This window comes from Brevundimonas sp. LPMIX5 (assembly GCF_003576505.1).
Classification (GTDB): domain Bacteria; phylum Pseudomonadota; class Alphaproteobacteria; order Caulobacterales; family Caulobacteraceae; genus Brevundimonas; species Brevundimonas naejangsanensis.
On record NZ_QWTZ01000014.1, the window covers coordinates 124,691 to 150,984 of the forward strand.

Annotated in this window: 23 protein-coding genes, 1 tRNA gene and 1 other RNA gene; 19 read left to right on the top strand and 6 right to left on the bottom strand. The window is 69.0% G+C overall.

What is annotated here, in order from left to right:
- The first annotated feature begins 8 nt into the window (after positions 1 to 8).
- Both D1604_RS12910 and D1604_RS16045 read left to right on the top strand, forming a co-directional pair.
- Complete coding sequence (locus D1604_RS12910; RefSeq protein ID WP_119413627.1) at positions 9 to 1,049, top strand: DNA adenine methylase; 1,041 nt, start codon at positions 9 to 11, stop codon at positions 1,047 to 1,049.
- Between the two features lie 189 nt (positions 1,050 to 1,238).
- Positions 1,239 to 1,361, top strand: a complete 123-nt coding sequence (locus D1604_RS16045) for a hypothetical protein (protein WP_255413964.1) — start codon at positions 1,239 to 1,241, stop codon at positions 1,359 to 1,361.
- A gap of 18 nt (positions 1,362 to 1,379) precedes the next feature.
- Here the strand turns inward: D1604_RS16045 and D1604_RS12915 are convergent, their stop codons facing one another.
- Positions 1,380 to 2,045 (bottom strand): ribonuclease HII, encoded by a 666-nt coding sequence (locus tag D1604_RS12915; protein WP_119413628.1) that lies wholly within the window; start codon positions 2,043 to 2,045, stop codon positions 1,380 to 1,382.
- 80 nt (positions 2,046 to 2,125) lie between these two features.
- Positions 2,126 to 2,201, bottom strand: a tRNA-Ile gene (locus D1604_RS12920).
- Between the two features lie 190 nt (positions 2,202 to 2,391).
- Here D1604_RS12920 and D1604_RS12925 point away from each other — a divergent pair.
- The 16 genes from D1604_RS12925 to D1604_RS13000 all read left to right on the top strand — a co-directional run bounded on the left by D1604_RS12925 (position 2,392) and on the right by D1604_RS13000 (position 20,105).
- Positions 2,392 to 3,150 carry an SIMPL domain-containing protein gene (locus D1604_RS12925; RefSeq protein ID WP_119413629.1) on the top strand — a complete coding sequence of 253 codons (759 nt, stop codon included), beginning with the start codon at positions 2,392 to 2,394 and terminating at the stop codon, positions 3,148 to 3,150.
- A gap of 328 nt (positions 3,151 to 3,478) precedes the next feature.
- The gene (sppA, locus tag D1604_RS12930; RefSeq protein WP_119413630.1) at positions 3,479 to 5,278 is read left to right on the top strand and encodes a signal peptide peptidase SppA; all 1,800 of its coding nucleotides are present in this window, start codon (positions 3,479 to 3,481) and stop codon (positions 5,276 to 5,278) included.
- A 119-nt stretch (positions 5,279 to 5,397) separates the two neighbouring features.
- Entirely contained in the window at positions 5,398 to 5,721 is a 324-nt protein-coding gene (locus tag D1604_RS12935; protein ID WP_233552086.1) for a hypothetical protein, read from the top strand.
- Positions 5,722 to 5,731: 10 nt separating this feature from the next.
- On the top strand, positions 5,732 to 6,493 hold the full coding sequence (locus D1604_RS12940; RefSeq protein WP_119413632.1) for an N-acetylmuramoyl-L-alanine amidase: 762 nt from the start codon (positions 5,732 to 5,734) through the stop codon (positions 6,491 to 6,493).
- A gap of 264 nt (positions 6,494 to 6,757) precedes the next feature.
- Positions 6,758 to 7,136: RNase P RNA component class A (rnpB, locus tag D1604_RS12945), an RNA gene on the top strand.
- Between the two features lie 337 nt (positions 7,137 to 7,473).
- Positions 7,474 to 7,950 (top strand): division/cell wall cluster transcriptional repressor MraZ, encoded by a 477-nt coding sequence (locus D1604_RS12950; RefSeq protein WP_087138949.1) that lies wholly within the window; start codon positions 7,474 to 7,476, stop codon positions 7,948 to 7,950.
- Entirely contained in the window at positions 7,947 to 8,909 is a 963-nt protein-coding gene (gene rsmH / locus D1604_RS12955; protein WP_119413633.1) for a 16S rRNA (cytosine(1402)-N(4))-methyltransferase RsmH, read from the top strand. Before D1604_RS12950 ends, rsmH begins: the two co-directional genes overlap by 4 nt.
- On the top strand, positions 8,906 to 9,301 hold the full coding sequence (gene ftsL, locus D1604_RS12960) for a cell division protein FtsL (RefSeq protein WP_119413634.1): 396 nt from the start codon (positions 8,906 to 8,908) through the stop codon (positions 9,299 to 9,301). Before rsmH ends, ftsL begins: the two co-directional genes overlap by 4 nt.
- On the top strand, positions 9,298 to 11,076 hold the full coding sequence (locus D1604_RS12965; protein WP_119413635.1) for a peptidoglycan D,D-transpeptidase FtsI family protein: 1,779 nt from the start codon (positions 9,298 to 9,300) through the stop codon (positions 11,074 to 11,076). Before ftsL ends, D1604_RS12965 begins: the two co-directional genes overlap by 4 nt.
- The gene (locus D1604_RS12970; RefSeq protein ID WP_119413636.1) at positions 11,073 to 12,545 is read left to right on the top strand and encodes a UDP-N-acetylmuramoyl-L-alanyl-D-glutamate--2,6-diaminopimelate ligase; all 1,473 of its coding nucleotides are present in this window, start codon (positions 11,073 to 11,075) and stop codon (positions 12,543 to 12,545) included. The genes D1604_RS12965 and D1604_RS12970 overlap by 4 nt, the downstream gene beginning before the upstream one ends.
- On the top strand, positions 12,538 to 13,980 hold the full coding sequence (locus tag D1604_RS12975) for a UDP-N-acetylmuramoyl-tripeptide--D-alanyl-D-alanine ligase (protein ID WP_119413637.1): 1,443 nt from the start codon (positions 12,538 to 12,540) through the stop codon (positions 13,978 to 13,980). The genes D1604_RS12970 and D1604_RS12975 overlap by 8 nt, the downstream gene beginning before the upstream one ends.
- Before the next feature lie 12 nt (positions 13,981 to 13,992).
- A complete protein-coding gene (gene mraY, locus D1604_RS12980) occupies positions 13,993 to 15,102 on the top strand; it encodes a phospho-N-acetylmuramoyl-pentapeptide-transferase (protein WP_024354791.1) in 1,110 nt (369 codons plus the stop codon).
- Positions 15,103 to 15,106: 4 nt separating this feature from the next.
- A complete protein-coding gene (locus D1604_RS12985) occupies positions 15,107 to 16,636 on the top strand; it encodes a Mur ligase family protein (RefSeq protein WP_119413638.1) in 1,530 nt (509 codons plus the stop codon).
- Positions 16,633 to 17,814: a putative lipid II flippase FtsW gene (gene ftsW, locus D1604_RS12990; RefSeq protein ID WP_024354789.1), complete on the top strand. Its 1,182-nt coding sequence runs from the start codon at positions 16,633 to 16,635 to the stop codon at positions 17,812 to 17,814. Before D1604_RS12985 ends, ftsW begins: the two co-directional genes overlap by 4 nt.
- Before the next feature lie 14 nt (positions 17,815 to 17,828).
- Positions 17,829 to 18,914, top strand: coding sequence for an undecaprenyldiphospho-muramoylpentapeptide beta-N-acetylglucosaminyltransferase (murG, locus tag D1604_RS12995; RefSeq protein WP_119413639.1), 1,086 nt, complete (start codon positions 17,829 to 17,831; stop codon positions 18,912 to 18,914).
- Between the two features lie 63 nt (positions 18,915 to 18,977).
- Positions 18,978 to 20,105 carry a mechanosensitive ion channel family protein gene (locus D1604_RS13000; RefSeq protein WP_119413640.1) on the top strand — a complete coding sequence of 376 codons (1,128 nt, stop codon included), beginning with the start codon at positions 18,978 to 18,980 and terminating at the stop codon, positions 20,103 to 20,105.
- Positions 20,106 to 20,121: 16 nt separating this feature from the next.
- On the opposite strand, the gene D1604_RS13005 is transcribed toward D1604_RS13000, so the two are convergent.
- Entirely contained in the window at positions 20,122 to 20,568 is a 447-nt protein-coding gene (locus D1604_RS13005; protein WP_119413641.1) for a hypothetical protein, read from the bottom strand.
- A gap of 85 nt (positions 20,569 to 20,653) precedes the next feature.
- Here D1604_RS13005 and D1604_RS13010 point away from each other — a divergent pair, with 85 nt between their 5' ends.
- Positions 20,654 to 21,514, top strand: coding sequence for a WecB/TagA/CpsF family glycosyltransferase (locus tag D1604_RS13010; protein WP_119413642.1), 861 nt, complete (start codon positions 20,654 to 20,656; stop codon positions 21,512 to 21,514).
- Between the two features lie 43 nt (positions 21,515 to 21,557).
- Here the strand turns inward: D1604_RS13010 and smc are convergent, their stop codons facing one another.
- The 3 genes from smc to D1604_RS13025 are packed head-to-tail and all read right to left on the bottom strand — an operon-like array spanning position 21,558 to position 26,275.
- Positions 21,558 to 24,998: a chromosome segregation protein SMC gene (gene smc / locus D1604_RS13015; protein WP_119413643.1), complete on the bottom strand. Its 3,441-nt coding sequence runs from the start codon at positions 24,996 to 24,998 to the stop codon at positions 21,558 to 21,560.
- Positions 24,999 to 25,008: 10 nt separating this feature from the next.
- Positions 25,009 to 25,665: a DsbA family protein gene (locus tag D1604_RS13020; RefSeq protein WP_119413644.1), complete on the bottom strand. Its 657-nt coding sequence runs from the start codon at positions 25,663 to 25,665 to the stop codon at positions 25,009 to 25,011.
- A gap of 7 nt (positions 25,666 to 25,672) precedes the next feature.
- Entirely contained in the window at positions 25,673 to 26,275 is a 603-nt protein-coding gene (locus tag D1604_RS13025) for a thioredoxin domain-containing protein (protein ID WP_119413645.1), read from the bottom strand.
- Positions 26,276 to 26,294: the final 19 nt, after the last annotated feature.

The window sequence follows — 26,294 nt, forward strand, 5'->3', positions numbered from 1 at the left end:
GGGACGGAATGATCAAATACATCGGCTCAAAGCGGGCGCTTCTGGGCCATGTGGCGGGGGCGGTGAGGGCCGCCCTGCCTGATGGGGGCATGGTCTGCGACCTGTTCTCGGGCACGGCGCGCGTCGGGCACCGGCTGAAGCGCGACGGTTTCCGCGTCTGGTCGAACGACCACAACGCCTATGCCCACGCCCTGGCCGCAGCCTATGTGCAGGCCGACCGCGAGATCTGGGCCGAGCGGGCTGAGGCCGTGCTGGCCGAGCTGCGCATGGTGAAACCCGAGGCCGGCTGGTTCACCCGCACCTTCTGCGAAGAGGCGCGCTTCTTCCATCCCGACAACGGCGCCCGCATCGACGCCATGCGCGAGCGCATCGAGACGATGGAACTGGAGCCGGCCCTGAAGGCCGTCGTCCTGGTCGCCCTGATGGAGGCGGCCGACCGCGTGGATTCCACGGCGGGCTTGCAGATGGCCTATATGAAGCAATGGGCGCCGCGCGCGCTGAAGCCGCTGGAACTGCGTCTGCCGGACCTGCTGCCAGGCGTGCCTGCGGGACCGTGCGTGGCGACGCGTGGCGACGCGGTGGAGGTCGCGGCCGAGGTTGAGGCCGATCTGGTTTATCTGGACCCGCCGTACAATCAGCACTCCTATCTGGCCAACTACCATTGCTGGGAAAGCCTGGTCCTGTGGGACAAGCCCGAGACCTATGGCGTGGCCCGCAAGCGGGTCGACGTGAAGACCCGCAAGAGCGCCTTCAACAGCCGCCCCGGCATCGGCCCGGCCATGCAGGCGGTGATCGAGCGGCTGAAGGCGCCGAACCTGATCGTCAGCTTCAACGACGAGGGCTATCTGAGCCGCGAGGATCTGGTGGCCATGCTGGCCTCGCGCGGGCACGTTCAGGTGGTCGACATCCCCTATCCCCGCTATGTCGGCGCCCGCATCGGCATTCATAATCTGAAGGGCGAGAAGGTCGGGGCGGTCGGGCGGCTGCAGAACGTCGAACACCTGTTCGTCGTCACCGACCGGCCGGTGGTTCTGCCGGTCGCAGCGTAGCCTGAAGCCGGACAGATTCTTCAGTCGAGGCCCAAGGAACGAAGGAGGCGGCTTGTCGTTCTGGCTGTCATGCGTTCGTTTGCTTCTCCCCGTGCCCAGAGTGATTTCGACATCTCTCGCCGCCCTGTTGAAGAACAGGAAGCCGTCGCCAGGTTCGGGCGAAGGACGCCTGTCTCCAGGATTGCGCCTGTGGTTCAGGCTCCGCGGACCAACAGCGTTGATCGCGGCCTCGACGGATGGACCATCTTCCTGCTGGGCGCCCTTGTGGCGGGGCTCATGGGGATGATGCTGGGCGGCGCCCTGTCGGTCTAGAGCGCAAGCGAAGCTCTATCAGGCGGCTTCCAGCAAGGCCCGGATCGGCGCCCAGCTGCGGCGGTGCGCGGGGCAGGGGCCCAGCGTCTGCAGAGCCTTCTGATGGATGGGCGCGTTGTAGCCCTTGTGGCTGGCGAAGCCGTAGCCCGGATAGGTCGCATCCATCTCGATCATCAGCCGATCCCGCGCCGTCTTGGCCAGGATCGAGGCCGCCGCGATCGACAGGGACAGGCTGTCGCCCTTGACCACCGGGGTCACTGCACAGGGCAGCGGAAAGCGGTAGTTGCCGTCCACCAGGGCGTGGACCGGCGGATGGGCCAGGGCCTCGACTGCCCGTCGCATGGCCAGCCCCGTCGCGTGCAGGATGTTCAGTTCGTCGATCTCCTCGACCGAAGCGAAGCCGACGCCCCAGGCCAGGGCGCGCGCCTTGATGTCGATCTCCAGCACCGTGCGGCGCTTTTCGGTCAGGGCCTTGGAATCGTCGATGCCCGGCGGCAGGTCGTCGGGGTTCAGGATCACCGCCGCCGCCGACACCGGCCCGGCCCACGGTCCGCGACCCGCTTCATCAACCCCGCAGACATGACCGTCCCAGGTCGCCCGCGCCTCCAGCTCCAGCAACAGGGTGGGGAAGGGGCGATCAGGCTTGCCGGGAGCTTTTGAGGCAGGGGCTTTAGGCGACGTCATCACGCCCCACTGCCACGAACCCCGGCCGGACGGAAGGCCTGTGAAACAGAGGGCCGGTCGCGGCGGCGCCTCATGGAGAATGGTGGGCGTGGAGGGACTCGAACCCCCAACCAGACCGTTATGAGCGGTCGGCTCTAACCATTGAGCTACACGCCCCCGAAACGCGCGCAAGCCGTGCCTAGCAGGCGGCGCGTCGGCTGCAAAGCCGCCTTGGACCTGTCACGCTTTTCACGCCGATGAATGGAACCTGCACAGGGGCCTTTTGCGTTTGTTCAGCTTGAAACGGCTAAGTTGGGCCGTGGCTGGCGAACACGCCCGCCCGAACGATTTCGACGGAGACCTCCCCATGACCCGCACCGCACGCGCCCTGATGTTGGGCACGGCCCTGATGACCTTGGCGGCGCCGGCCGTCGTATCTGCTCAATCCCAGCCCGGCGGCGCTTCTCCGATCCAGGTGCACGCCATGGCTCAACAACCCGCCCTGAACCTGTCGGCCTATGGCGAGGTCAAGGTCGCGCCGGATCAGGCCACGATCAACTTCGGCGTGGTGACCGAGGCCCCGACGGCCCAGGAGGCCATGGCCCAGAACGCTCAGCAGATGACGCGCGTCATCGCCGCCCTGCGCCGCGCCGGGATCGCCGAGCGCGACATCCAGACCTCGGGCCTGAACCTGTCGGCGCAATATGATTATCAGCAGAACGAATTGCCCAAACTGCGCGGCTATCAGGCCTCGAACCGCGTCACCGTGGTCATCAACGACCTGACCAAGGTCGGCGCGACCGCCGACGCCGTGGTCGGCGCGGGCGTCAACCAGATCGACGGCATCAGCTTCGGCCTGAAGGATCCTAAGGCGGCCGAGGATCAGGCCCGCGTGCTGGCCGTGCGCGCCCTGCAGGACAAGGCGCGTCTGTACGCCGACGCCATGGGCGTGCAACTGGGTCAGGTGCGCTCCTTGACCGAAGGCGGCGGCTATGTGCCCGAAGTGCGCCCGCAGGCCATGTACGCCCGCGCCGCCTCGATGGACGCCGGCGCCTCGACCCCGGTTTCGGCCGGAGAACTGTCGGTCCGCATCGACATCAGCGGGACCTACGATATCGGGCGGTGATGTCACTTCGATATGACTTGAACCCTCTCCCGGCGGGAGAGGGCTTGAGCCTCCAGGAGCCGAAGGCGATTGGAGCAGGCGAAAGGGTGAGGGGCTTGTCACATCAGTCGGCGTGAGCCGTCGCGCCACGGCTGACGCCGACTTCACCCGCGAACCCTCACCCTTTCGCGCAAGAACGATCGCTGACGCTCTCGTGCGCTCAAGTCCTCTCCCAACAGGAGAGGGTTTTTGATGCGTTCATTACCGTCCGTTCATTTGACGCGGCGGGCGCGGCCTCTATCCTCACGCTTGGCCGCCTCTGGCCGCGATCCTGGACGCCCGCCTTCCCATGAAGCAGTTCTTCCTCACCATGCTGGGCGTCTTCGCCGGGCTTGTGGCCTTCTTCGTCGTTCTGCCCGTGGTGGCGCTGATCTTCTTCGCCATGGCGGCCGGCGCGTCCAAGCCTTCGACGCCCGCGCACACTGTGCTGGAACTGGACCTGCGCAGCGGCCTGACCGACCAGACGCCGACCAACCCCTTCGCGGCCTTCAGCGGCCCTAGCCTGTCGGTGGTTCAGGTCGTGGACGTGCTGGCTCAGGCGGCGGCCGACGACAACGTCAAGGTGCTGCTGCTGCGCGCGCCCGAAGCCGGCATGACGCCCGCCTCGGCCGATGAGGTGCGTCAGGCGATCGCCCGCTTCCGCGCTTCGGGCAAGACGGTGATCGCCCACAGTCAGGGCTTCATGCCGGTGGGCGCGGTCATGTCCAGCTATATGGTCGCCTCCAGCGCCGATCAGCTGTGGTTGCAGAACACGGCGAACTTCCAGGCCGTGGGTCTGGCGGCGGACAGCGTCTTCCTGGGCCGCGCCTTCCAGAAGTATGGCGTCAAGGCCGACTTCGAACAGCGCTATGAGTATAAGAACGCCGTCAACGAATATACGCAGAGCGACTTCACCGCCCCGCACCGCGAGGCCATGCTGGCCTGGATGGGCTCCATCTACGACAGCGCCGTCGCCAATGTCGCCCGCGACCGCAAGACCACGCCCGAGGCCCTGAAGGCCGTCATCGAGGCCGGCCCCTATTCGGCTGATCAGGCCCTGTCGCTGAAGCTGGTCGACAAGATCGGCCAGGTCGAGGAAGCCGAGGCCGCCGCCAAGGAAAAGGCGGGCAAGAACGCCAAGATCGTCAAGTTCGGCGAATACGCCTCGATGAAGGGAACGCGCACGACCTCGGGCTCGGGCTCGGCAAAGTCGGCCATCGCCATCGTCGGCGGCGAGGGCGCCATCATGACCGGCCGCGGCTCCAACGATTCGCCCTTCGGCGGCGGGACCAGCATCCGCTCGGACGACACCGCCAAGGCCATCTATCAGGCGATCGAGGACAAGGACGTGAAGGCCATCGTCTTCCGCGTCTCCTCGCCGGGCGGCTCGCCGGAAGCGTCGGAGCAGGTTCTGGCCGCCGTGCGCGCGGCCAAGGCGGCGGGCAAGCCGGTGGTGGTGTCGATGGGCGCCTATGCGGCGTCGGGCGGTTACTGGATCAGCTCCGAGGCCGACTGGATCGTGGCCCAGCCCTCGACCCTGACCGGCTCGATCGGCGTCTTCGGCGGCAAGTTCGTGCTGGCCGATGCGCTGGGCCGTTTCGGCGTCGACATGCGCGGCCTGTCGGTCGGCGGCGACTACGCCGACGCCTTCTCGCCGGTGCAGGGCTTCGATCAGGGTCAGCGCGCGGCCTTCGCCGCCTCGATGGACCGCATCTACGAAGAGTTCGTCGCCCGGGTGGCCAAGGGCCGCAAGCTGCCGGTCGAGCGCGTGCGCGAGATCGCCAAGGGCCGCGTCTGGACCGGCGCCCAGGCGCACGGCCTGGGTCTGGTCGATCAACTCGGCGGTCTGGAAGAGGCTGTGGCCAAGGCGCGTGAACTGGCCAAGATTCCGGCAGCTGAAAGCGTCCGCTTCAAGCGCTTCCCGCAGCCCCAGTCGCCGTGGGAGGCCATCGCCACGGCCTTCGGCGCCTCGGGCCAGGCGGCAGACGCCATGGTCAAGGTCGGTCAGGTGATGGGCGATCCGGCCGCCCAGGCCATGCTGAACCGCGTCGAGGTCGACCGGATGCGCAGCCGCGGCGCCGTGGTTCTGGCGGACCAACCGGCCTTCTGACGGCCTGGCGATCGCGAATGTGACTGACGCGTGATGTCGCAGTGCATTGACCGTTCAGGTCGATGGACCGACATTGCGCTTCAGGCGTTCATCAGGACGCTGAGAGAGGCTTTGAGTTCATGATCAACTCCGACCCGATGGGCCCGCTGGGTTTCAACGCGCGCCGTCGGCCCGGTTCCGGCCTGCTGGCGCCCTTCGTTTGGGCGGCGGGGCTGATCGCCACGGCATTGGCCGTGACCGTGGGCGCCCTGCTGGCCGTCTTCACCGCCGCCGCCGTCGCCATGATCGCCATTGTCGGCGGGGTTCTGGTCTTCTTCGCCGGTTTCGCCCTGCGCGCCCGCCGCGCCATGACCGCTCGTCGCCGTCGCGACGATGGCGTCATCGACGCGCGTAAAGTCGGCGACACCTGGGTGACCTACGGCTGGGAAAAGGAAGGGCGCTGATCGGCCCCTCATGACCGCCTACACCGACGCGCCTTCTCCAAACTTCGACGCCCGGCGCGGCCCGCCGGACATGCTGGTGCTGCACTATACCGGCATGCAGACCGCCGAGGCGGCGATCGCCCGCCTGCGTGACCCGGAGGCCAAGGTCTCGGCCCACTACGTCGTCGATGAGGACGGCTCCATCCTGCGTCTGGTGGCCGAAGAGCGCCGGGCCTGGCACGCCGGGCGAGGCGCCTGGCAGGGCGAGACCGACGTCAACGCCGCCTCCATCGGCATCGAGATCGTCAATCCGGGCCATGAGTTCGGCTATCGTCTGTTCCCCGAGCCGCAGATCGAGGCGGTGATCGCCCTCGCGGCGGACATCCGCACCCGCTGGTCCATCCCCGACGCCCGCATCATCGGCCATTCCGACATGGCGCCCGAGCGCAAACAGGATCCCGGCGAGCTCTTCCCGTGGAAGCGTCTGGCCGAGGCCGGGCACGGCCTGTGGTTCGACCCGGCGCCCGAGCGTATCGGCGCCCTGGGCGCGCCCCTGTCGCCGGGCGACGAGGGGCTGGGCGTCATCGTCCTGCGTTCAGGCCTGCACCGGCTGGGCTATGCGGTGCAGTCTGGCGGCGCCTATGACGACGAGACTCGCCTGACGGTCGAAGCCTTCCAGCGCCACTGGCGGCCCGACCGGGTGGACGGCGTGGCTGACGGCGAGACGCGCGCGCGGCTGGTGGGGTTGCTGCAACTGGCCTCGGTCGAGAGCGTGACGGGCGTGCTGGATTAGGGAATATGACCCTCTCCCGGCGGGAGAGGGCTTGAGCGCACGAGAGCGAAGCGATCGTTCTTTGCGCGAAACGGTGAGGGGCTTGTCCTGTCAGTCGGCGTAAGCCGTGGCGCGACGGCCCGTAGGCCGACTCCACCCGCGAACCCTCACCCTTTCGCCTTCGCCAATCGCTGACGCTCTTGGAGGCTCAAGCCCTCTCCCATCGGGAGAGGGACTGTTCGTCTCACATTGACCTTGCGCCCATTCGCGCGCATCTAGCGCTCGCCAGACGGCCGGGCGGTCGCGGCGGGGGCTTGCCCCTGTCGAGGAAAGTCCGGGCTCCACGGTGAAAAGGCGGCGGGTAACGCCCGCCCGGGGTGACCCGAGGGATAGCGCCACAGAAAGCAAACCGCCTGGGCTTCGGCTCAGGGAAGGGTGAAAGGGTGGGGTAAGAGCCCACCGCGTCGGCGGCAACGTCGACGGCATGGCAAGCCCCGCCTGGAGCAAGACCAAATAGGGACATCGCGCGGGGCTCGCTCCGCAGGGTTCACCGCCCCAGATGTCCGGGTAGGTCGCGAGAGCTGTCCAGCAATGGGCGGCCCAGAGGAATGATCGTCGCCGCTTTCGGGCGGAACAGAACCCGGCTTACAGGCCGTCTGGCTTTATACTTGCCCTAACGCGCTTCGCGCTGCTTGAGGGCATTAACGCCGACCCTCTCCCGGCGGGAGAGGTCTTGGCCGTTAACCATTCCGTTGAAATCAAGGCGTTAGAACCCGTCCACAGCCTGTGAATACTCATTTTGTTCTGTGTATGTTCTGATTTTACAGTCCTCGACGCGCCGAACGAACCGCAAATTAGGTTAAAGGGCGTCAACTAATCCCATTGAGGCCCATTCTGTCCCATGCTATCCCAATGGCTCATGAGTAGGGGCCGAACGCCCGACGCGTGGGTTTTCTTCAACGGATTTCAGGGACGGGCCGCAGGGTTCGATTGGGCAGGGCGTGTTTCTCTCGACCTACGAGAAGCAGCTGGACGGCAAGCGCCGTCTCCTGATCCCTCAGGAATTCCGCACGGCTGAGAACGGCGCCGAGCATGGCGTATTCTGCTTCCCCTCCATCGAAGCCGACTGTCTGGAAGCGGGCGGGGACAAGCTGTTCGCCGAGTACCGCGCAGTGATCGAAAGCCTGCCTTTCGGCGATCCCTACCGCTCGGCGCTGGAAGCCTCGATCTTCGGCGAGCAAAAGCCGCTGGCCTATGACTCGGGCGGGCGCATCACCCTGCCGGAACATCTGTGCGCCGAGGTCGATCTGTCCGACACGGTCGTCATCTACGGCGTCGGCGAGCGCTTCCAGATCTGGAACAAGGACAAGTGGGCCGCGCACCGCGCCGAGCAACGCCGCATGGCGCGCGAGGGCCTGAAGCAGTTCGGCGAGATGCGGCGTCAGGCTGCTGCGGCGAAGACGGGAGGGGCGGCATGACCTCTCCGCACGCGCCTGTCCTGCTGGCTGAAGTGATCGAGGCGCTGGCGCCCAAGGCGGGCGACGTCGTTATCGACGCCACCTTCGGCGCGGGCGGCTATACGCGCGCCATTCTGGAGCGCGGCGCGGATGTGGTGGCGCTGGATCGCGACCCGACGGTGCAGCCTTTCGCCGAGGCTGTGGCGCGCGACTTCCCCGATCGTTTCCAACTGATCCGCACGCCGTTCTCCGGTCTGGCCGAGGCGTTTGAGGAGAGCGGCAAGGCGAAGCTGGACGGCGCCGTCTTCGATATCGGCGTCTCGTCCATGCAACTGGATCAGGCCGAGCGCGGCTTTTCCTTCATGCGCGACGGGCCGCTGGACATGCGGATGTCGGATGAGGGCGAAACCGCCGCCGACATCGTCAACACCTGGGACCACGGGCCGCTGGCCCATATCTTCAAGCTGTACGGCGACGAGCGCCAGTCGGGCCGGGTCGCCACCGCCATCCTGCGTCGCCGGGTCGAACAGCTCTTCACCCGCACGCTCGATCTGGCCGAGGTGGTGGAGAAGGCTCTGGGCGGGCGTCGCGGCGCCGCCATCCATCCGGCGACCCGCGTGTTTCAGGCCCTGCGCATCGCCGTCAACGATGAGTTGGGCGAGCTGGAGCGCGGGCTGGAGGCGGCCGAGGCGACGCTGGCGCCCGGCGGCCGGCTGGTCGTCGTCACCTTCCACTCGCTGGAAGACCGCATCGTAAAGGCCTTCCTGACCGAGCGCACCGGCAATGCGCCGGGCGGATCGCGCCATGCGCCGGTGGCGGTCGAGACGCGCAAGCCCAGCTTCGACCTGCTGTTCAAGGGCGCGCGCGAGGCGGGCGAGGCCGAACTGGCCGCCAACCCCCGCGCCCGCTCGGCCAAGATCCGCGCGGCGGTTCGGACCGACGCCCCGGCCTGGGGCGCGATGAAGGGGAGGGCCGCATGATCGCCATGCCCGCCCCCGTCAAACGCCTGTTCGAGTGGAAGGTGCGCGGCGTGCGCTGCGTCGAGATCATCGGCGTGGCCTGCGTGCTGGCGCTGGTCTTCTCGGTCTATATCGCCAAGGCGGCCGCCGCCCGCGAAAGCGCCGAGATCAGCCGCATCGAGCGCGACATCCGTGAAAACCGCGAGCGGGTCCGCCTGTTGCGCGCCGAGGTCACGCGGCTGGAGCAGCCCGCCCGTCTGGAGGCCCTGTCGCGCGAGATCGGTCTGGGGCCCGTCGATGTGAAGAAGCAGGCGGGCGAGGCGACCCTGCCCGAAATCGCGCCGCCGCCGGCCGAGAAGCCGGTCGAACCGGCGTCTGCCGCGGCCGCCGCCGCTGTGGAGGCCGTGCAATGAGCGTGCATGACCATCACGGCATGGGCTATCGCGGCCGCCCGCAGGCGACCTTCGGCGGGGCCGTCTCGGCCTGGGGGCGCTGGGTCGCCTCTCTGGTGTGGAACCTGGAGCATTCGTTCGAGCGCGCCCGCGCCGACGCCCGCCCGGAAGAAGACACCCGCGTCCGCATCTTCCTGATCATGGCGGCCTTCTGCGGCGTGTTCGCCTGTCTGGCCGTGGGCGCTGCGCACGCCGCCCTGCTGACGCCGCGCGGCGGGGCGGGGGCGGGTTTCCATCCCGGCGCCCTGACGCGCGCCGATCTGGTGGACCGCAACGGCCAGCTGCTGGCGACCAACATCACCCACTACGGCCTCTATATCGACCCGCGCGAGGTCTGGGACATACCGGCCGCCAAGGCGCAGCTGCGCCGCGCCCTGCCGCGCATCCCGGCCAAGCGTCTGGACAAGGTGATGAGCGGCGAGCGCCGCCTGATCGTGGTGACCGGCCTGACGCCGTCGGAGCGCCGCGCGGTCCATGCGCTGGCGCTGGGCGGAGTGACGTTCGAGCCGGAGGACCGCCGCGTCTATCCGCTGGGCAGCTCGGCCGTGCATCTGATCGGTCGTTCGGATACGGGCGGCGAGGGCGTTGCGGGCGCCGAACTGGCCTTCAATCAGGAAATCCGCGCGGCGGGCGTCGCGGGAGAGGACTTCCCTCTGTCGATCGACCTGCGGGTTCAGGGCGTGGTCGAGAACGAGCTGGCGATCGCCGCCGAGGAACATAAGGTCAAGGGCGCCGTCGCCGTCGTCGCCGACGTGCAGACGGGCGAGATTCTGGCGATGGCCTCGTGGCCGACCTATGACGCCAACCGCCGCAACGCCGCGCCGGAAGAGGCCACGCTGAACCGCGTCGTTTCAGCCCACTATGAGATGGGTTCGGTGTTCAAGAGCTTCACCGTCGCCGCCGGGATCGACACCGGCCGGGCCGACATGAACACCCTGTTCGACGCCTCTCAGGCGCTGCAGATCGGCAAGCGCCGCATCACCGACTTCCACGCCACCAACAAGGTGCTGACACTGGAGGAGGTCTATCTGCATTCGTCCAACATCGGCACCTCGCGACTGGCGGTCGAGATGGGCGGCGATGTGATGCGCGACTATTTCCGCCGTCTGGGCCTGCTGGACGCCGCCCCGATCGAGCTGAAGGAATCGGCCGCCCCGCCCAAGGTGCGCAAGTGGGACGACAGCACCCTGGCGTCGCTGTCCTTCGGCTATGGAGTCATGGTCACGCCGATTCAGTATGTGGCGGCCTATGGGGCGCTGAGCAACGGCGGGCGCTATGTGGCGCCGACCCTGCGCAAGGGCGGCCGTCCGAACGCCCAGACGCATCAGGTCGTCTCGCCCGAGACCTCGGCGACCATGCTGGACCTGATGCGCCGCAACGTCACGCGCGGTTCCGGCCGGTTCGCCGATGCGCCGGGCCTGCGCATGGGCGGCAAGACGGGCTCGGCCAACAAGCTGGTCAACGGCCGCTATAATCCGGCGGTGGCCGTCGGCTCCTTCGCCGGGGTCTTCCCCGCCGACGGGCCGGTGGACGCCAAGCGGTACACCGTCTTCGTCCTGATGGATGAGCCGGGCGTCTATCCGCGCACCGGCGGCTATGTCGCCGCGCCCGCCGTGGGTCGCATCGCCAACCGCATCGCGGGCTTTCTGGGCGTCGAGCGCAAGGCCGACCGCTGGTCCACCGCGCTGGGCGAAAAGATTCCCGAGTTTCAGGACGTGGAGGGCGACGGCCGATGAGCCTTCCCAGCGCCCACCTGCGCCTTTCCGAACTGCTGCGCCGCGACGTGACCTCGGATCCCGAGATCACCGCCGTCACCGCCGACAGCCGTCAGGTCGTGCCCGGTGCCCTGTTCGTCGCCCTGCCGGGGACGCAGGCCGACGGCCGCGCCTTCATTCCGCAGGCCCTGGCGAAAGGCGCCGCCGCCGTGCTGGCGCCGTCTGACACGCCGGAAGGCGCGGCGCCGGTTCTGGTCGGATCGGGCGATGTGCACCGGGCCTACGCCATCGCCGCGCGCGCCTTCTACGGCGCCCAGCCGCGCACCTGCGTCGCCGTGACCGGCACCAACGGCAAGACCTCGGTCGCCAACTTCTGCCGTCAGATCTGGGCGGGCATGGGCCTGAAGTCGGCCAGCATGGGAACCCTGGGCGTCGTCGGCCAGAAGGGCGACAAAACCTACGCCCTGACCGGCCCCGGCCTGACCAGCCCCGACGCCGCCGAGGCCGCCCGTCTGCTGGCCGAACTGGCCCGCAAGGAGGTCACGCACCTTGCGCTGGAGGCCTCGTCCCACGGCATCGACCAGCGGCGTCTGGACGGGGTGGCGATCAAGGCGGCGGGCTTCACCAATCTTACGCAGGATCACCTCGACTATCACGGCACGATGGACGAGTACCGCGCCGCCAAGATGCGCCTGTTCGAGGCCCTGCTGCCGCGCGGGCGCACGGCGGTTCTGAACGCGGATTCCGACGCCTATTCGGCCTTCGCCTCGGCTTCGATCATGGCGGGGCTGGGCGTGATGGGCGTGGGCGAGCGCGGGCGCGACCTGACCCTGCTGGCGCGCCGGGCGACGCCGGAGGGCCAGCGTCTGACACTCGACGTGCGCGGCCGGGTGCATGACGTCCTACTGCCGCTGGCGGGCGCGTTCCAGGCGTCCAACGCTCTGGTGGCGGCGGGCCTGTGCATCGCGGGCGGCGAAGACCCTGATCGCGTCATCCCGGCGCTGGAGCTTATCCAGGGCGCGCAGGGCCGCCTGCAACGCATCCCCGGCGAAGCTGGGCGCGGCGGCGAGGTCTATGTCGACTACGCCCACACCCCCGACGGGCTGGAGACGGTGCTGAACGCCCTGCGTCCGCACGCGACGGGCCGCCTGATCGTCGTCTTCGGCGCGGGCGGCGACCGCGACCGGGCCAAGCGTCCGCTGATGGGCGAGATCGCCGGGCGTCTGGCCGATATGGCCATCGTCACCGACGACAACCCGCGTTCCGAAGACCCCGTCGCCATCCGCGCTCAGGTCCGCGCAGGCTGCCCCGACGCGCTGGAGATCGGCGACCGCCGCGAGGCCATTCGCCACGCCGTCTCCCTGATGCGCGAAGGAGATGTGGTCGTGATCGCCGGAAAAGGGCATGAACAGGGTCAGATCGTCGGCGGGGTCGTGCATCCCTTCGACGACGCCGCCGAAGCGACCGAAGCCCTGAAAGACCATGCCTGACGCACGCACGCCGCTCTGGACCGCCGAAGCGATCGCCTCGGCGACCGGAGGACGGCTTCATGGACCCGACGCCTCGATCTCGGGCCTGACCTACAACAGCCGCGAGATCGCGCCGGGCGACCTGTTCCTGGCCCTGCACGGCGCGCGCGACGGGCATGAGTTCGCCGCGGCCGCCTTTGCGGCGGGCGCGACGGTTGCGCTGGTCGACCGGCCGGTCGAGGGCGGGCCTTATGTTCTGGTTCCCGACTCCCTGAGGGGGCTGGAGGCGCTGGGCGTCGCCGCGCGCGACCGCGCCCGTCTGCGCGGCGCCGTCACCGGCAGCGTCGGCAAGACCAGCGTGACCCAGGCGATCAAGGCGGGCCTTGATCTGGCGGGATCAAGCCACGCCTCGATCAAGAGCTACAACAACCATATCGGCGTGCCGTTGACGCTGGCGCGCATGCCTCAGGGCACGGACCGCGCCGTGTTCGAGATCGGCATGAACCATCCGGGCGAGATCGGGCCGCTGTCGGCCTTTGTGCGCCCGCACGCCGCCTCCGTCACCACGGTCGGGCCGGTGCATATCGAAGCCTTCGCCGACGGCGAGGCGGGCGTGGCGCGCGAGAAGGCCGCCATCTTCGAGGGGCTGGCGCCGGGCGGGATCGCCGTGGTCAACGCCGCCGACGCCCACGCTGACATTGTGCGTCAGGGGGCGCTGGACGCCGGGGCCGTGGTGCGGACCTTCGGCCATGATGCAGGCTGTGGCGCGCGCCTGCTGGAGTTTGTGGCTGATAGCGAGGGCGCGACCGTCACGGCTGAGCTGGACGGACAGCGCATCGAATATCGCCTCGCTCAATCGGGCGTGCACTGGGGGCTGAACAGCCTGTGCGTCATCCTGATGCTGCAGGCGCTGGACGTGTCGCTGGAAACGGCGCTTCAGGCCCTCGCGGGCTTCCAGCCGCTGGCCGGGCGCGGGCAGATGAAGACGGTCGCCATCACCGGCGGCGCCTTCACCCTGATCGACGAGAGCTACAACGCCAATCCGCTGTCGATGAAGGCGGGCTTCGTCAGCCTGGGCGCCAAGCCGGTGGGGCAGGGCGGGCGCCGCGTCGTCGTGCTGACCGACATGCTGGAGCTGGGCGAGCACAGCCGGGCTCTTCACGAAGGGCTTGCCCCCGCCATCGTCGCCGCTGGTCTGGACGTGGTGCATACGGCAGGGCCGCAGATGCGCCTGCTGCATGAGGCCCTGCCGCCTGCGCTGCGCGGGCAATTGCGCGAGACCGCCGCCGAACTGGCCGCCGAGGCCGCGACCCTGATCCAGCCCGGCGACGTGGTCATGGTCAAGGGCTCGAACGGATCGAAGGCCTCGCTGGTTGCTGTAGCGCTTGCAAATCTCGGCGTGACCGAACAAGGCAACAACCCCTCAAGCAGCGGCGCGCCGCGCGCGACGCGATAGGGTCACCCAAGAATGTTCTATCTGCTCTATCTCTATTACGCGGACGTCGCTCAGGAATATCCGCTGCTGCACCTGATCCAGTATCAGACAGTGCGCGTGGCGCTGGCGATGGCGACCTCGATGATCGTGGCGGTCGCGATGGGCAGCCGCTTCATCAACTGGATCCGCGCCAAGCAGGGCCGGGGCCAGCCGATCCGCGACGACGGCCCGGTGTCCCACCTGTCCAAGGTCGGCACGCCCACGATGGGCGGGCTGATGATCCTGGCGGGCATCGGCGTGGCCGTGCTGCTGTGGGGCGACCTGACCAACCCCTATATCTGGATCGTCTCGGGCGTGACGGCGGCCTTCGGCGTGCTGGGCTTCATCGACGACTACGCCAAGGTGACGAAGCAGACCTCGGCCGGGCTGACGTCGAAGCAGAAGCTGCTGGCCCAGACGGTCGTGGCCGTCATCGCCGGCGTGTTGACCGTGCTGTGGATGACCCAGTCGCCGACCTCGCCGGGGCTGGAGACATCGATCGCCTTCCCCTTCCTGAAGGCGGTGCTGCTGAACATCGGCTGGTTCTATGTGGCTTTCGCCGCCTTCACGATCATCGGCTTTTCCAATGCGGTGAACCTGACGGATGGTCTGGACGGCCTGGCCATCGTGCCGGTGATGATGGCGGCGGGCGCTTTCGGCATCATCTCCTATCTGGTCGGCAACTTCCTGTTCGCGGACTATCTGCAGGTCCACCACGTGCCCGGCGCGGGCGAGCTGGCCATCTTCTGCGCCGCCATCATCGGCGGGGGCATGGGCTTCCTGTGGTACAATGCGCCGCCGGCCAAGATCTTCATGGGCGACACCGGCTCCCTGGCCCTGGGCGGCGCGCTCGGCTCCATGGCCGTGGCGACCAAGCACGAGCTGGTGCTGGGCATCGTCGGCGGCCTGTTCGTGGTCGAGGCCGCCTCGGTGATGATCCAGGTCGGCTACTTCAAGCTGACGGGCAAGCGCATCTTCCTGATGGCGCCGATCCACCACCATTTCGAGAAGATGGGCTGGCCCGAATCCACCGTGGTGATCCGCTTCTGGATCGTCGCCGCCATGCTGGCCCTGGCCGGTCTGGCCACGCTGAAGCTGCGCTGATCCGATGATCCCCGTTCCCGGCTTCGAGGGGCGTCGCGTTGCGGTCTTCGGCCTGGGGCGGTCGGGGATCACGGCGGCGCGCGCGCTTCAGGCCGGGGGCGCGATCCCCGTGCTGTGGGACGACGGCGTCTCAGGCCGGATGCAGGCCGAGGCCGAGGGCTTCCTCGTAGAGGATCTGACGCGCGCCGACTGGTCCGGGTTCGCTGCCCTGGTGCTGTCGCCCGGCGCGCCGCTGACCCACCCCAAGCCGCACTGGACCGTTGAGCGCGCCCATGAGGCGGGCGTGCCGGTCATAGGAGATGTGGAGCTGTTCGCGCGGGCGCTGGCCGCCCTGCCGCAAGGGGAACGGCCGCGCGTGGTCGCCATCACCGGCACCAACGGCAAGTCGACCACCACCGCCCTGATCGGCTGGGTGCTGAAGCAGGCGGGCCTTAGCGTCCACATCGGCGGCAATATCGGCATCGGGGTTCTGGCTCTGCCCGAGCCGACGGCGGATGCGGTCTATGTGATCGAGGTGTCGTCCTATCAACTGGACCTGACGACCCGTTTCGCGCCGGACGTGGCGATCCTGACCAATGTGTCGCCGGACCACCTGGACCGCCACGGCGGTATGGAAGGCTACGTCGCCGCCAAGCGCCGGATCTTCCAGGCGCAGGATGGCGAGGCGCTGGCGCTGGTCGGCGTGGACGAAGAGTGGGGCCGTGCGGTCGCAGCCGACCTGCGGGCGCAGGGGCGGCGCGTAGAGACGGTCGTGTCCCTTCCTTCTCCCCTCGGGGGAGAAGGTGGCTTGCAGAGCAAGACGGATGAGGGGGACGTATCCCCTGTCGCATCTCATGCCGAAGAGGCGCCGTCGTATCTGGCATCCCCCTCATCCGAGCCGCTTCGCGGCCCACCTTCTCCCCCGAGGGGAGAAGGGTATTCGGCGGCGGCGGGCGTGTTGATGGCTGGTAGCGAAGTGCTGGCCGACCTCTCCGCCGCCCGCTCGCTGCCCGGCCGCCATAACGCCCAGAACGCCGCCTTCGCCTATGCCGCAGCGCGGGCGCTGGGCGTGTCGCATGAGGCGGCGGTCGAGGGCCTGCTGACCTTCCCCGGCCTGTCGCACCGGATGGAGGCCGTGGGCCGCCTCGGCGACGTGCGTTTCATCAACGACTCCAAGGCCACCAACGCGGACGCCGCGCGTCAGGCGCTGGCCTCCTACCCTGCCGTTTTCTGGATTGCGGGCGGGAGGGCCAAGGAGGGCGGCATCGACGCCTTGCGCGACCTCTTCCCGCGCGTGGCCAAGGCCTATCTGATCGGAGAGGCGGCGGACGCCTTCGCCGGGACGTTGGGCGATACCCCACACGTCGTCGCCCATACGATGGAGCGGGCCGTCGAGCTGGCCGCCGCCGACGCCGCTGCGGCTGGAGGCGAGCAGGTCGTCCTGCTGTCGCCCGCCTGCGCCAGCTTCGACCAGTTTCCTGATTTCGAGGTCCGGGGCGAGGCGTTCCGCGCCGCCGTCCTGAGCCTGGGCGCCAGGCCGGAGTCTGCCGCATGACCCATAACAGCTACAGCCACCCCTTCTCGCGCAACGACCAGAGCATGGTGGCGCGCTGGTTCTGGACGGTCGATCGCGGCCTGCTGGGCGCCGCGCTGACGCTGATGGCGCTGGGGGTGGCGCTGAGTTTCGCCTCAAGCCCGGCGGCCATTCTGGCTGATGAATCGATCCGCGATCCCTTCCATTACTCGTGGCGGATGATGGTCTTTTCGACCATGGGGCTGTGCGTGATGCTGGGCGCGTCGCTGCTGTCGCCGCGCGGCGTGCGGCGGATCGCGGTGCTGGCCCTGTTCTGCGCCATCGTGGTCATGGCGGCCCTGCCGTTCATCGGCGATACGGTGAAGGGGGCGGCGCGCTGGATCAATCTGGGGCCGTTCAGCCTTCAGCCGTCCGAGTTCGCCAAGCCCGGCCTGATCGTCTTCGCCGCCTGGATGTTCGCCGAGGCTCAGAAGGGCGAGGGCGTGCCGGGCGTCAGCATCGCCTTCGGCATGTGGGCGTTGACGGTGGGCCTGCTGCTGATCCAGCCGGACATCGGCCAGACCCTGCTGGTCACCACCACCTTCATGGCCGTCTTCTTCATGGCCGGGGTGCCGCTGAAGTGGGTGGCGGCGCTGGCGGCGGTTGGCGCCGGCGGGGTGGTGTCGCTGTATTTCATGTTCAGCCACATGCGTGACCGCCTGAGCCGCTTCCTGTCGCCCGAGACGACCGACACCCACCAGATCGACCGCGCCTCCGAGGCGATCCGCGCCGGCGGCCTGGTCGGGCGCGGCATTGGCGAAGGGGTGATGAAGCGCCACGTTCCTGACCTGCACACCGACTTCATCTATTCGGTGGGGGCTGAGGAGTTCGGCCTGGTGCTGTCGCTGATCATGATCGGCCTATACGCCTTCATCGTCATTCGCGGGATGCGCAAGGCGATGAAGCTGAACGACTCCTTCGAACAGACGGCGGCGGCGGGGCTGTTCATGCTGATCGGGCTTCAGGCCTGCATCAATGTGGCGGTGAACCTGAACCTGATCCCGACCAAGGGGATGACGCTGCCCTTCATCAGCTATGGCGGGTCGTCCATGATGGCCATGGGGCTGACGATGGGGTTTGCGCTGGCCCTGACCCGGCGTCGTCCGGGCGCCTATGAACTGGGGTCGAACGTGGCCCCGCGCCGTCGCCTGCTGCCGTAAAGAGAGTATCGCTCATGACCAAGGTCTGCGTCGTCGCCGCCGGGGGCACCGGCGGCCATATGTTCCCTGCAGAGGCGCTGGCTCGCGAGATGGCGGCGCGCGGCTGGCGCGTGGTGCTGGCCACCGACAAGCGCGGCGAGCAGTACGCCCACGCCTTTCCGGCTGAAGAGCGTCTGGCGCTGGACGCGGCGACGGGGCGCGGGCCGATCGGCCTGCTGAAGGCGGGCGTCGCTATCCTGAAAGGCGTGGGGCAGGCCAAGGCCGCCTTCGACCAACTGGGGGCGGATGTGGTGGTCGGGTTCGGCGGCTATCCCTCGGCGCCCGCCCTGGTCGCGGCGGTGGCGACGCGGCGGCCGACGGTGATCCATGAACAGAACGCCGTCCTGGGCCGCACCAACCGGATGCTGGCCTCGACCGTCGGCACGGTGGCGGCGGCCTTTCCGACGCTGTGGCGCGCCCCGGCCAGGGTCGGCGCCCGCGCGCGCCTTGTCGGCAACCCGGTGCGGCCGGACATCCGCGCCCTGTTCGACCGGGCCTACGCCGCGCCGGTCGAGGGCGGCCCGATCCATGTGCTGGTGACGGGCGGCAGTCAGGGCGCCCGCATCCTGTCCGAGACCACGCCGCGCGCGCTGGCGGCCCTGCCCGAGGCCATCCGCAACCGGCTGAAGGTGCAGCAGCAGTCGCGGCCCGAGACGCTGGAGGCCGCGCGCCAGATCTACCTCGACGCCGGGATCGAGGCCGAGGTCGCCCCCTTCTTCCGCGACATGGCCGACCGGTTGTCCAAGGCGCATCTGGTGATCGGGCGGGCGGGCGCTTCGACCTGTTCGGAGCTGGCGGTGGCGGCCCTGCCGTCGGTGCTGATCCCGCTGAAAATCGCGATGGACGACCATCAGACGCTGAATGCGCGCGCGTTGGCCGAGGCGGGCGCGGCGAAGGTGATCGCCGAGGACGACCTGACCGTTGAGGCGCTGACGACCGCCCTGACCGCCATTCTGCCCGATCCTTTGGCGTTGGCGGCCATGTCGGCTGCGGCTCGTTCGGTGGCTATTCCCGACGCCGCGCAGCGGCTGGCCGATCTGGTGGAGCAGGCGGCGGCCTGAACCCTCTCCCGGCGGGAGAGGGAAGCGGGTGACGTAGCTGTTTCGCGCGTCTAACCTTCCTCCATGCCCCAGTTCGTCATCGACCTGACCAACACCGTCTTCGCCCTCTGGCGTCAGTTTCACTGGCTGCCGAAGTGGGCGGTGATTTCGATCATCACGGTCGCCTTCGTCTTCATCGGCTGGGCCGCCAATCAGGTTGTCTTCGCCCTGCTGAGGCTGGCGGTGCGCAACCGCGACGCCTTCTGGAAGGGGATGCTGAAGCGCGCCCGGCTGAAGGTGCGGCTGGCGGTGATGATCATCGCCCTGGCGCTGGCCGTCACGGTGTCGCCCCTGGCGCCCGAGCCGTCGCTGTTCATACGCCGGACCCTGCTGTTCTGCTTCATCCTGGTGTCCGGCTGGATGCTGGCCGGGGCGGTGGACATGGGCGCCATCGTCCACCTGAAGAAGTTCAACATGGAGGCGGAGGACAACCTCTACGCCCGCAAGCACGTCACCCAGACGCGCATCCTGCAACGGGTCGCCGCCATATTGATCGGCCTGGTGACGCTGGGGCTGGCGTTGCTGACCATTCCGGGGGTCAAGCAGTGGGGGCTGTCGCTGCTGGCCTCGGCCGGGGTGGTCGGCATCGTCGCCGGTCTGGCGCTGCAGCCCTTCCTGACCAATCTGATCGCGGGCATCCAGATCGCCACCTCCCAGCCGATCCGGCTGGACGACGCCGTGATCGTCGAGGGCGAGTGGGGCCGGGTCGAGGAGATCACCTCGACCTATGTGGTGGTCAAGCTTTGGGACTGGCGGCGCATGGTGCTGCCGCTGACCTATTTCATCCAGAAGCCGTTCCAGAACTGGACGCGCGAGGATTCGCGCCTCATCGGCGTGGTCTTCCTCTACGTCGACTATGAGGCGCCGATCGAGCGGCTGCGCGTCAAGCTGGAGCAGATCGCCCACGCCTCGCCGCATTGGGACGGCGACGTCGTGGCCCTTCAGGTGACGGACATCACCGAACGCACGGCCCAGATCCGCTGCCTGACCAGTGCGCGCAACGCGTCGGTCGCCTTCGATCTGCGCGCCGAGGTGCGTGAGAAGATGCTGGCCTTCATGCGCGACGAATGCCGCGAGGCCCTGCCGCGCGACCGCGTCGATCTGGATCGCGAGGAGCGCGGCGCCCTGCGCCTGAAGCCGGAAGCGCCATGACGATCAGGGGGCGGTCTTAGGGCGCCAGCCGCGCGCGGCCGATCCACACCGCCGCCGCTGTCGATGTCGCTTCCACCGCCGGAACAGCCTTTCCGCACGCCGCAGCGGCCAGCGCCGCAGCATCCTGACCCGGCGTGATCGGGGCCGGCGGCGCCTTCTCGGGCGTGACAGGGCCTTCGGTCCCGTCCGCGCGCAGCGACGCGAAATCCAGCCGGTCGGCCGTCCAGGCGGCGCAGTCGAACCGCCACCACGACCAGCCGCCGACATAGGCCACGCCGCCGATCAGCATGTCCTCGCGGCTGATCTGCAGCGACCGCATCCGCACGACAGAGGCACCCTCGTCGGGCTCCGGCCTGATCGACGCCAGATCAGCGAAGACGGCGAACCGGTTGCTGCTGGTAAAGGCCAACAGCGGCGGCGGCGCGGCTTCGACGGCGGGCGGCGGCGTGGGGATGGTCAGCATGCTTGCTCCGAGGTGCGCCGGTGTTCGGTTTGGATTAACCCTGTCCGCATACCCGATGTTGAAACGGCCAGGCTAGACAGCCGTCATGTATCACGCGCCGCATGGTTTTGACCCCTCCGGTCCCCCGCCTGACCGCCGCCGTCGGCAGCGGGCGCCGTTTCGCCGGACGCGGCGTCCGGACGAGCGGATCATCCTGCTGGGCGAGCCGGTCGATCTGGTCCGCCCCGAAGAGGTGCTGCTGCATCTGGAGCGCAGCGTGGACGCGGGCGTGCAGAGCGTCGTCGCCAACCACAATCTGCACAGCCTCTACCTGATCCGGCGTACGCCGGGGATGCGGCGCCTGTACGAGGCGGCCGATCTGATCGAGCTGGACTCGACGCCGCTGATCCATTTCGCGCGTTTGCTGGGCCATCCCGCGCGGCCGCAGCACCGCTGCACCTATCTGGACTGGCGCGATCATTTCTGGAGCCTGGCCGACCGCAAGGGCTGGCGCGTCCTCTATGTCGGCGGCGCCGACGGCGTGGCCGAAGAGGCGGCAGGTCGCCTGACGGCCCGCTACCCGCGCGCGACGGTGAAGGGGCTCAGCGGCTATTTCGACGCCACTCCGGGATCTCTGGGCAATACGGCGGTTCTGGCGGCGATCAGGGATTTCGCCCCGCACGTACTGTTCGTCGGCATGGGGATGCCGCGTCAGGAGCTGTGGATCGCGGACAATCTGGCCTCCCTGCCAGCGGTTCCGATCCTGCCGGTGGGCGCCGCCTTCGACTATGAGGCCGGGGTGCAGAGGGCTGCGCCGCGCTGGATGGGGCGGCTGGGCGTCGAATGGCTGTTCCGCCTGTTCGCCGATCCGAAGCGGCTGTTTGCGCGCTACTGCATCGAGCCGTGGTTCCTGATCGGACCCGCCCTGGCCGACGTGCGCGCAGCCATGCGGCGCCGAAAGCGCTGAGCTTTTCCTCCCCATGAAATGGGGAGGAGAGGCCCGCCTCAGATCACGCCGTGACGATCTCCTCGGCCTGTTGCAGGTCGACGCTGACCAACTGGCTCATGCCGCGTTCGGGCATGGTGACGCCGTACAGGCGGTCCATCCGGCTCATGGTCACCGGGTTGTGGGTGATGACGATGAAGCGGGTGTCGGTGCGGCTGCGCATCTCGTGCAGCATCCGGCAGAAGCGGTCGACGTTGGCGTCGTCCAGCGGCGCGTCCACCTCGTCCAGCACGCAGACCGGCGCCGGATTGGCCAGGAAGACGCCGAAGATCAGCGCCGCCGCCGTCAGCGCCTGCTCGCCGCCGCTCATCAGGCTCATGACCGACAGCCGCTTGCCGGGCGGGCAGGCGTAGATTTCCAGCCCCGCCTCCAGCGGGTCGTCGCTCTCGACCAGCTTCAGCTCGGCCTGGCCGCCGCCGAACAGGGCCTCGAACAGGGTCTTGAAGTTGGTGTTGATGACGTCGAAGGCGGCGATCAGCCGCTCGCGTCCTTCGGCGTTCAGTTCGTCGATGCCGTCTCTGAGTTTCGCGATCGCCTGCGTCAGGTCGATGCGCTCGGTCTTCATGGCGCTGAGCCGGTCGCCGTATTCGGCCGCCTCTTCCTCGGCGCGCAGGTTGACGGCGCCCAGCGCCTCGCGCTCGCGCTCAAGGCCGTAAAGCAGGCTCTCGGCCCCCGCCGCGTCGGGCGGGCGGGCGATGGCGTCGTCGGTCAGTTTGCGGCCCAGTTCCTCGGGCGACATCTGCGCCGTCTCGCGGATGTTGGCCGCGCTCTCGGCCAGCTTTTCGGCTGCCGCCTCGGCGCGAGCGGAAAGGCCCGCCCGGCTTTCGCGGGCCTGAGACGCGGCCGTTTCGGCCGCGCGGGCGGCGCGGTCGGCCTCCTGAGCGCCCGCCTCGGCGACAGCCACGGCGTCGGTCGCCGCCTGCTTGCGCTTCTCGGCCTCGGCCAGAGAGTCCATCAGGGCGTTGCGCTGATCCGCGAAACCGGCGGGGGCGGCCTCGGCCTTCGTCAGGGCGGCCTGCGCCTTCTCGGCGTCGCGCTCCAGCGTCTTGAGGCGGGAGGCGCTGTCGCTGGATCGCGTGACCCAGCCCTCGCGGGCGCGGGTCAGGCTGCCCAGCCGCTGTTCGCGCATGGCGCGGTCGCGGGCTTCCTCATCGCGGGTCGAGCGGGCGGCCTGCGCCGCCAGCCGGGCGCGTTCGGCCCCGCCGCGCGCCTCGGTCAGTTCCTGACGCAGGCCGACGACGACGTCGGAGGACGACTCCACCGAACTGGCTTCGGCGAAGGCGGCCTCGGCCTCTTGCACCTCGCCGTTCAGCCGGGCGACCGTCTCGTCCAGCGACTGGGCGCGGGCCTCCTTGCGGGCCTGATCGCGCATCAGGGATTCCAGCCGGTCACGCGCCGAGACCACCTGTTTGTCCAACGTGAAGGGGCGCAGGCGCGCGGCCTTCACCTCCTCCTCGGCGGCGCGGAAGGCTTCGCCCGCTGCCTTCAGCGACCCTTGCGCCGTCTCCAGCGCGGGCTTGCCGAGGTCGATCTCGGCTTCCAGTTCCGACAGGCGGGTGCGCTGGGCCAGACGCACGGCGGCGGGGCGGGGCGCCTCGGCCCGGCTGACGAAGCCGTCCCAGCGATAGAGGTCGCCCTCGACCGTGGTCAGGCGCGCCCCGCGCGGCAGGGCGCGGGCCAGTTCGGCGATGCGCTCGCGCGGGGCAACGCCGCAGAAGGCCAGACGCGCCGCCAGTTGATCCGGCGCCGTCACATGGGCGGACAGGGGCTCGACGCCTTGCGGCCAGTCCGGCGGCGTCGCGTCTGCGCCTGCCCAGTGCGCCGGGGCGCGGGCGTCCAGCGCGGCGTCCAGATCATCGCCCAGCGCCGCCGCCAGCGCGGCCTCATACCCCTTGGCCGCCGACACCTGATCCAGCGCTGGGGGATGCTCGCGCTTGCCCGTGACCAGCAGTTGCGCCAGCCCGCGCGCCTCGGTCTGCAGACGGCCTAGCCGGTCCTCGGCGGCGCGGGCGGCGGTGCGCGCTTCCTGCTCGGCGCGAGCGATGTCGCTGCGTTTCGCCTCGGCGGCCTCGACGGCTTCGCGCGCGGCGGCGAGGTCGGCCTGCGCCGTCTCCAGCGCTGCCTTGGCCGTTTCGATCTCGGGCGTCTCCAGCGGGCCGAGGGCCTCGCGTTCGCGCCTAGCCTGTTCGTGCTGGCCCTTCACCCGCGCCAGCCGGGCCTCGGCGTCGCGCTTTCTGGCGCTTTCGGCGTTGGCGCGGGCCTCGACGGCGGCCAGCGTCCCGGCCAGCCGCTCGACCTCGGCGTCGGCGGCCTTGCGCGCGTCTTCGGCCTCCAGCAGGGCGCGTTCCAGTTCCGGGCCGCGTTCGGGGGCGGCGGCGATCTCGGCCTTCAGCTTCTCCAGCTCGCGGTCCAGCCGTTCCAGCTCGCGCCCGGCGTCGGCGGCCATGCCGTCCTCGCGTACGCGGTCGGCCTCGATGCGGGCGACCTCGGCCTTCAGGCGGTCGACCTCGGCTCGCGCGGCCTGTTCGGCCATGTCCAGCCGGTCGCGCTCTATGATGGCGCGGTTCAGCAGGGCGGTGGCGACCGCGTCTTCCTCGCGCGCGGGCTTCAGGCCCTCTTGGGCGTTCAGGGCCGCCGTCTGGGCCGCCGCCGCCGCCGTGGTCGTTTCGGCTGCCAGCCGGTCAGCCTCGCGCAGTTCGGCCGCCGCCGTTTCGGCCGCCGTTTTCGCATCCGTCCAGCGGACGTAGAGCAGGGCCGCCTGAAGCGCGCGGATCTCGGCCGAGATCTTCTTGTACTTCTCTGCCTGACGCGCCTCGCGCTTCAGCCGGTTCAGCGTCGACTCCAGCTCCTTGCCGATGTCGTCCAGCCGGTCGAGGTTGGTCTCGGCGGCCCGTAGCCGCAGTTCGGCCTCGTGACGCCGCGTGTGCAGGCCCGCCACGCCCCCGGCTTCTTCGAGGATGCGGCGGCGGTTCTGCGGCTTGGCGGCGATCAGTTCGCTGATCTGGCCCTGACGCACCAGGGCCGGGCTGTTGGCGCCGGTCGAGGCGTCGGCGAACAGCAGCTGCACGTCGCGCGCCCGCACCTCCTTGCCGTTGATGCGATAGGTCGAGCCGCGACCGCGCTCGATCCGGCGCGAGACCTCCAGCATGGGGCTGTCGGTAAAGGGTTGGGGCGCGCGCTTGCTGGCATTGTCGATGGTCAGCTGGACTTCGGCGTGGTTGCGCGGCGGGCGGCCTGCGGCGCCGGCGAAGATCACGTCCTCCATGCCCTGGCCGCGCATGGCTTTGGCCGAGTTGGCGCCCATGACCCAGCGCAGGCTTTCCAGCACGTTCGACTTGCCGCAGCCGTTCGGCCCGACGATGCCGGTCAGCCCGGCCTCGATCTGCACCTCGGCCGGGTCGACGAAGGATTTGAAGCCGACGAGCCGGAGGCGCTGGAACTGCATCGCGTCGGCGTCAGCGCGCCCGGATCAACGGGTCGATGGCCGCTGACAGGGCCTCCAGCGAATGGTCTTCGACCCGCTTGCCGTTGACGAAGAAGGAGGGGGTGCCCGTAACGCCTGCGGCCACGGCGCCCTCTACCTCGGCCTGCAGGGCCTGGCTGGTGGCGGGGGCCTTCAGACAGGTCTCGATCTGTTCCTGCGTGCGGCCGCTGGCGGCGATGGCGTTCATGAACCATTCGCGGGCGTCGCCTTTTTCGAAGGCGGCGGCCTGACCGCTCATGAAGGCGCGGGCCACGTCGAAAAAGCGGTCCGGTGCGGCGCACCGCCCGATGCCCGCCGCCGTCGAGGCGATCTGGGCCGGGGCCGTGGGCATGTCGCGGAACACCAGCCTTGCCTTGCCGGTGTCGATATAGCGGGCCTTGAACTGGGGCAGCACCTCATTGGTCCAGTCGGCGCAGTGGTTGCAGGTGAAGGAGGCGTACTCGATCACCGTCACCGGGGCGTCGGCGCGGCCCATCACCCGGTCGGCCGTCGTCACGGCCGGAACCGCCGCCTGCGCGGAGGACGAGGATGCGGCGGACTTGCGGACCAGGTCCAGTGCGGCGGCCGGAGCGGCGCTCAGGCCGGCAATCGCCAAGGCCGAAATGAGAGGCAGGATGTGACGGGTCATGAGCGGTTTATAGCAGGGGATCGATGTGGGCTGACAGGCCCGACAGTGATTTGTCATTCACGATCTGGCCGTTGACCATGAAGGTCGGCGTGCCGGTCACGCCGGCCGCTGACGCCTGTCTGATCCGCTGCTCAAGGGCGGCGATGGCGGCCTTGTCAGAGGTGCAGGTCTTGAACTCAGCCTCGCTGAGACCGGCGGCTTGCGCCGTGCGCAGCAGGAGGTCGCGCGGGGCGGCGCCGCTGTGCATATCGGCCTGTGATCGCATGAGGTGGTCGATCACCTCGAAATATTTGTCCTCACCGGCGCAGCGGGCGATCAGGAAGCCCGCGACGGCCACGTCCTGAGGGTGTGTCGGATATTCGCGGAAGACGAAGCGGACTTTTTGAGTATCGACGTATTTGGCCTTGAAATCAGGCCAGACCTGTTCGTTCCAGGCGGCGCAACCGGCGCAGGTGGTCGAGGCGTACTCGACCACCGTGACCTTGGCCCCTTCGGCGGCGCCGATCGCCATGTCGCCTTCGGCCGCCGCCTTGCCGCCGCCGCCCTGGCCGCAGGCGGACAGGATCAGGGCCATGACCGCCATGCCGACGATCGTTGAACGCTTCATCATGTCCGCCCCCCTCCGTTTG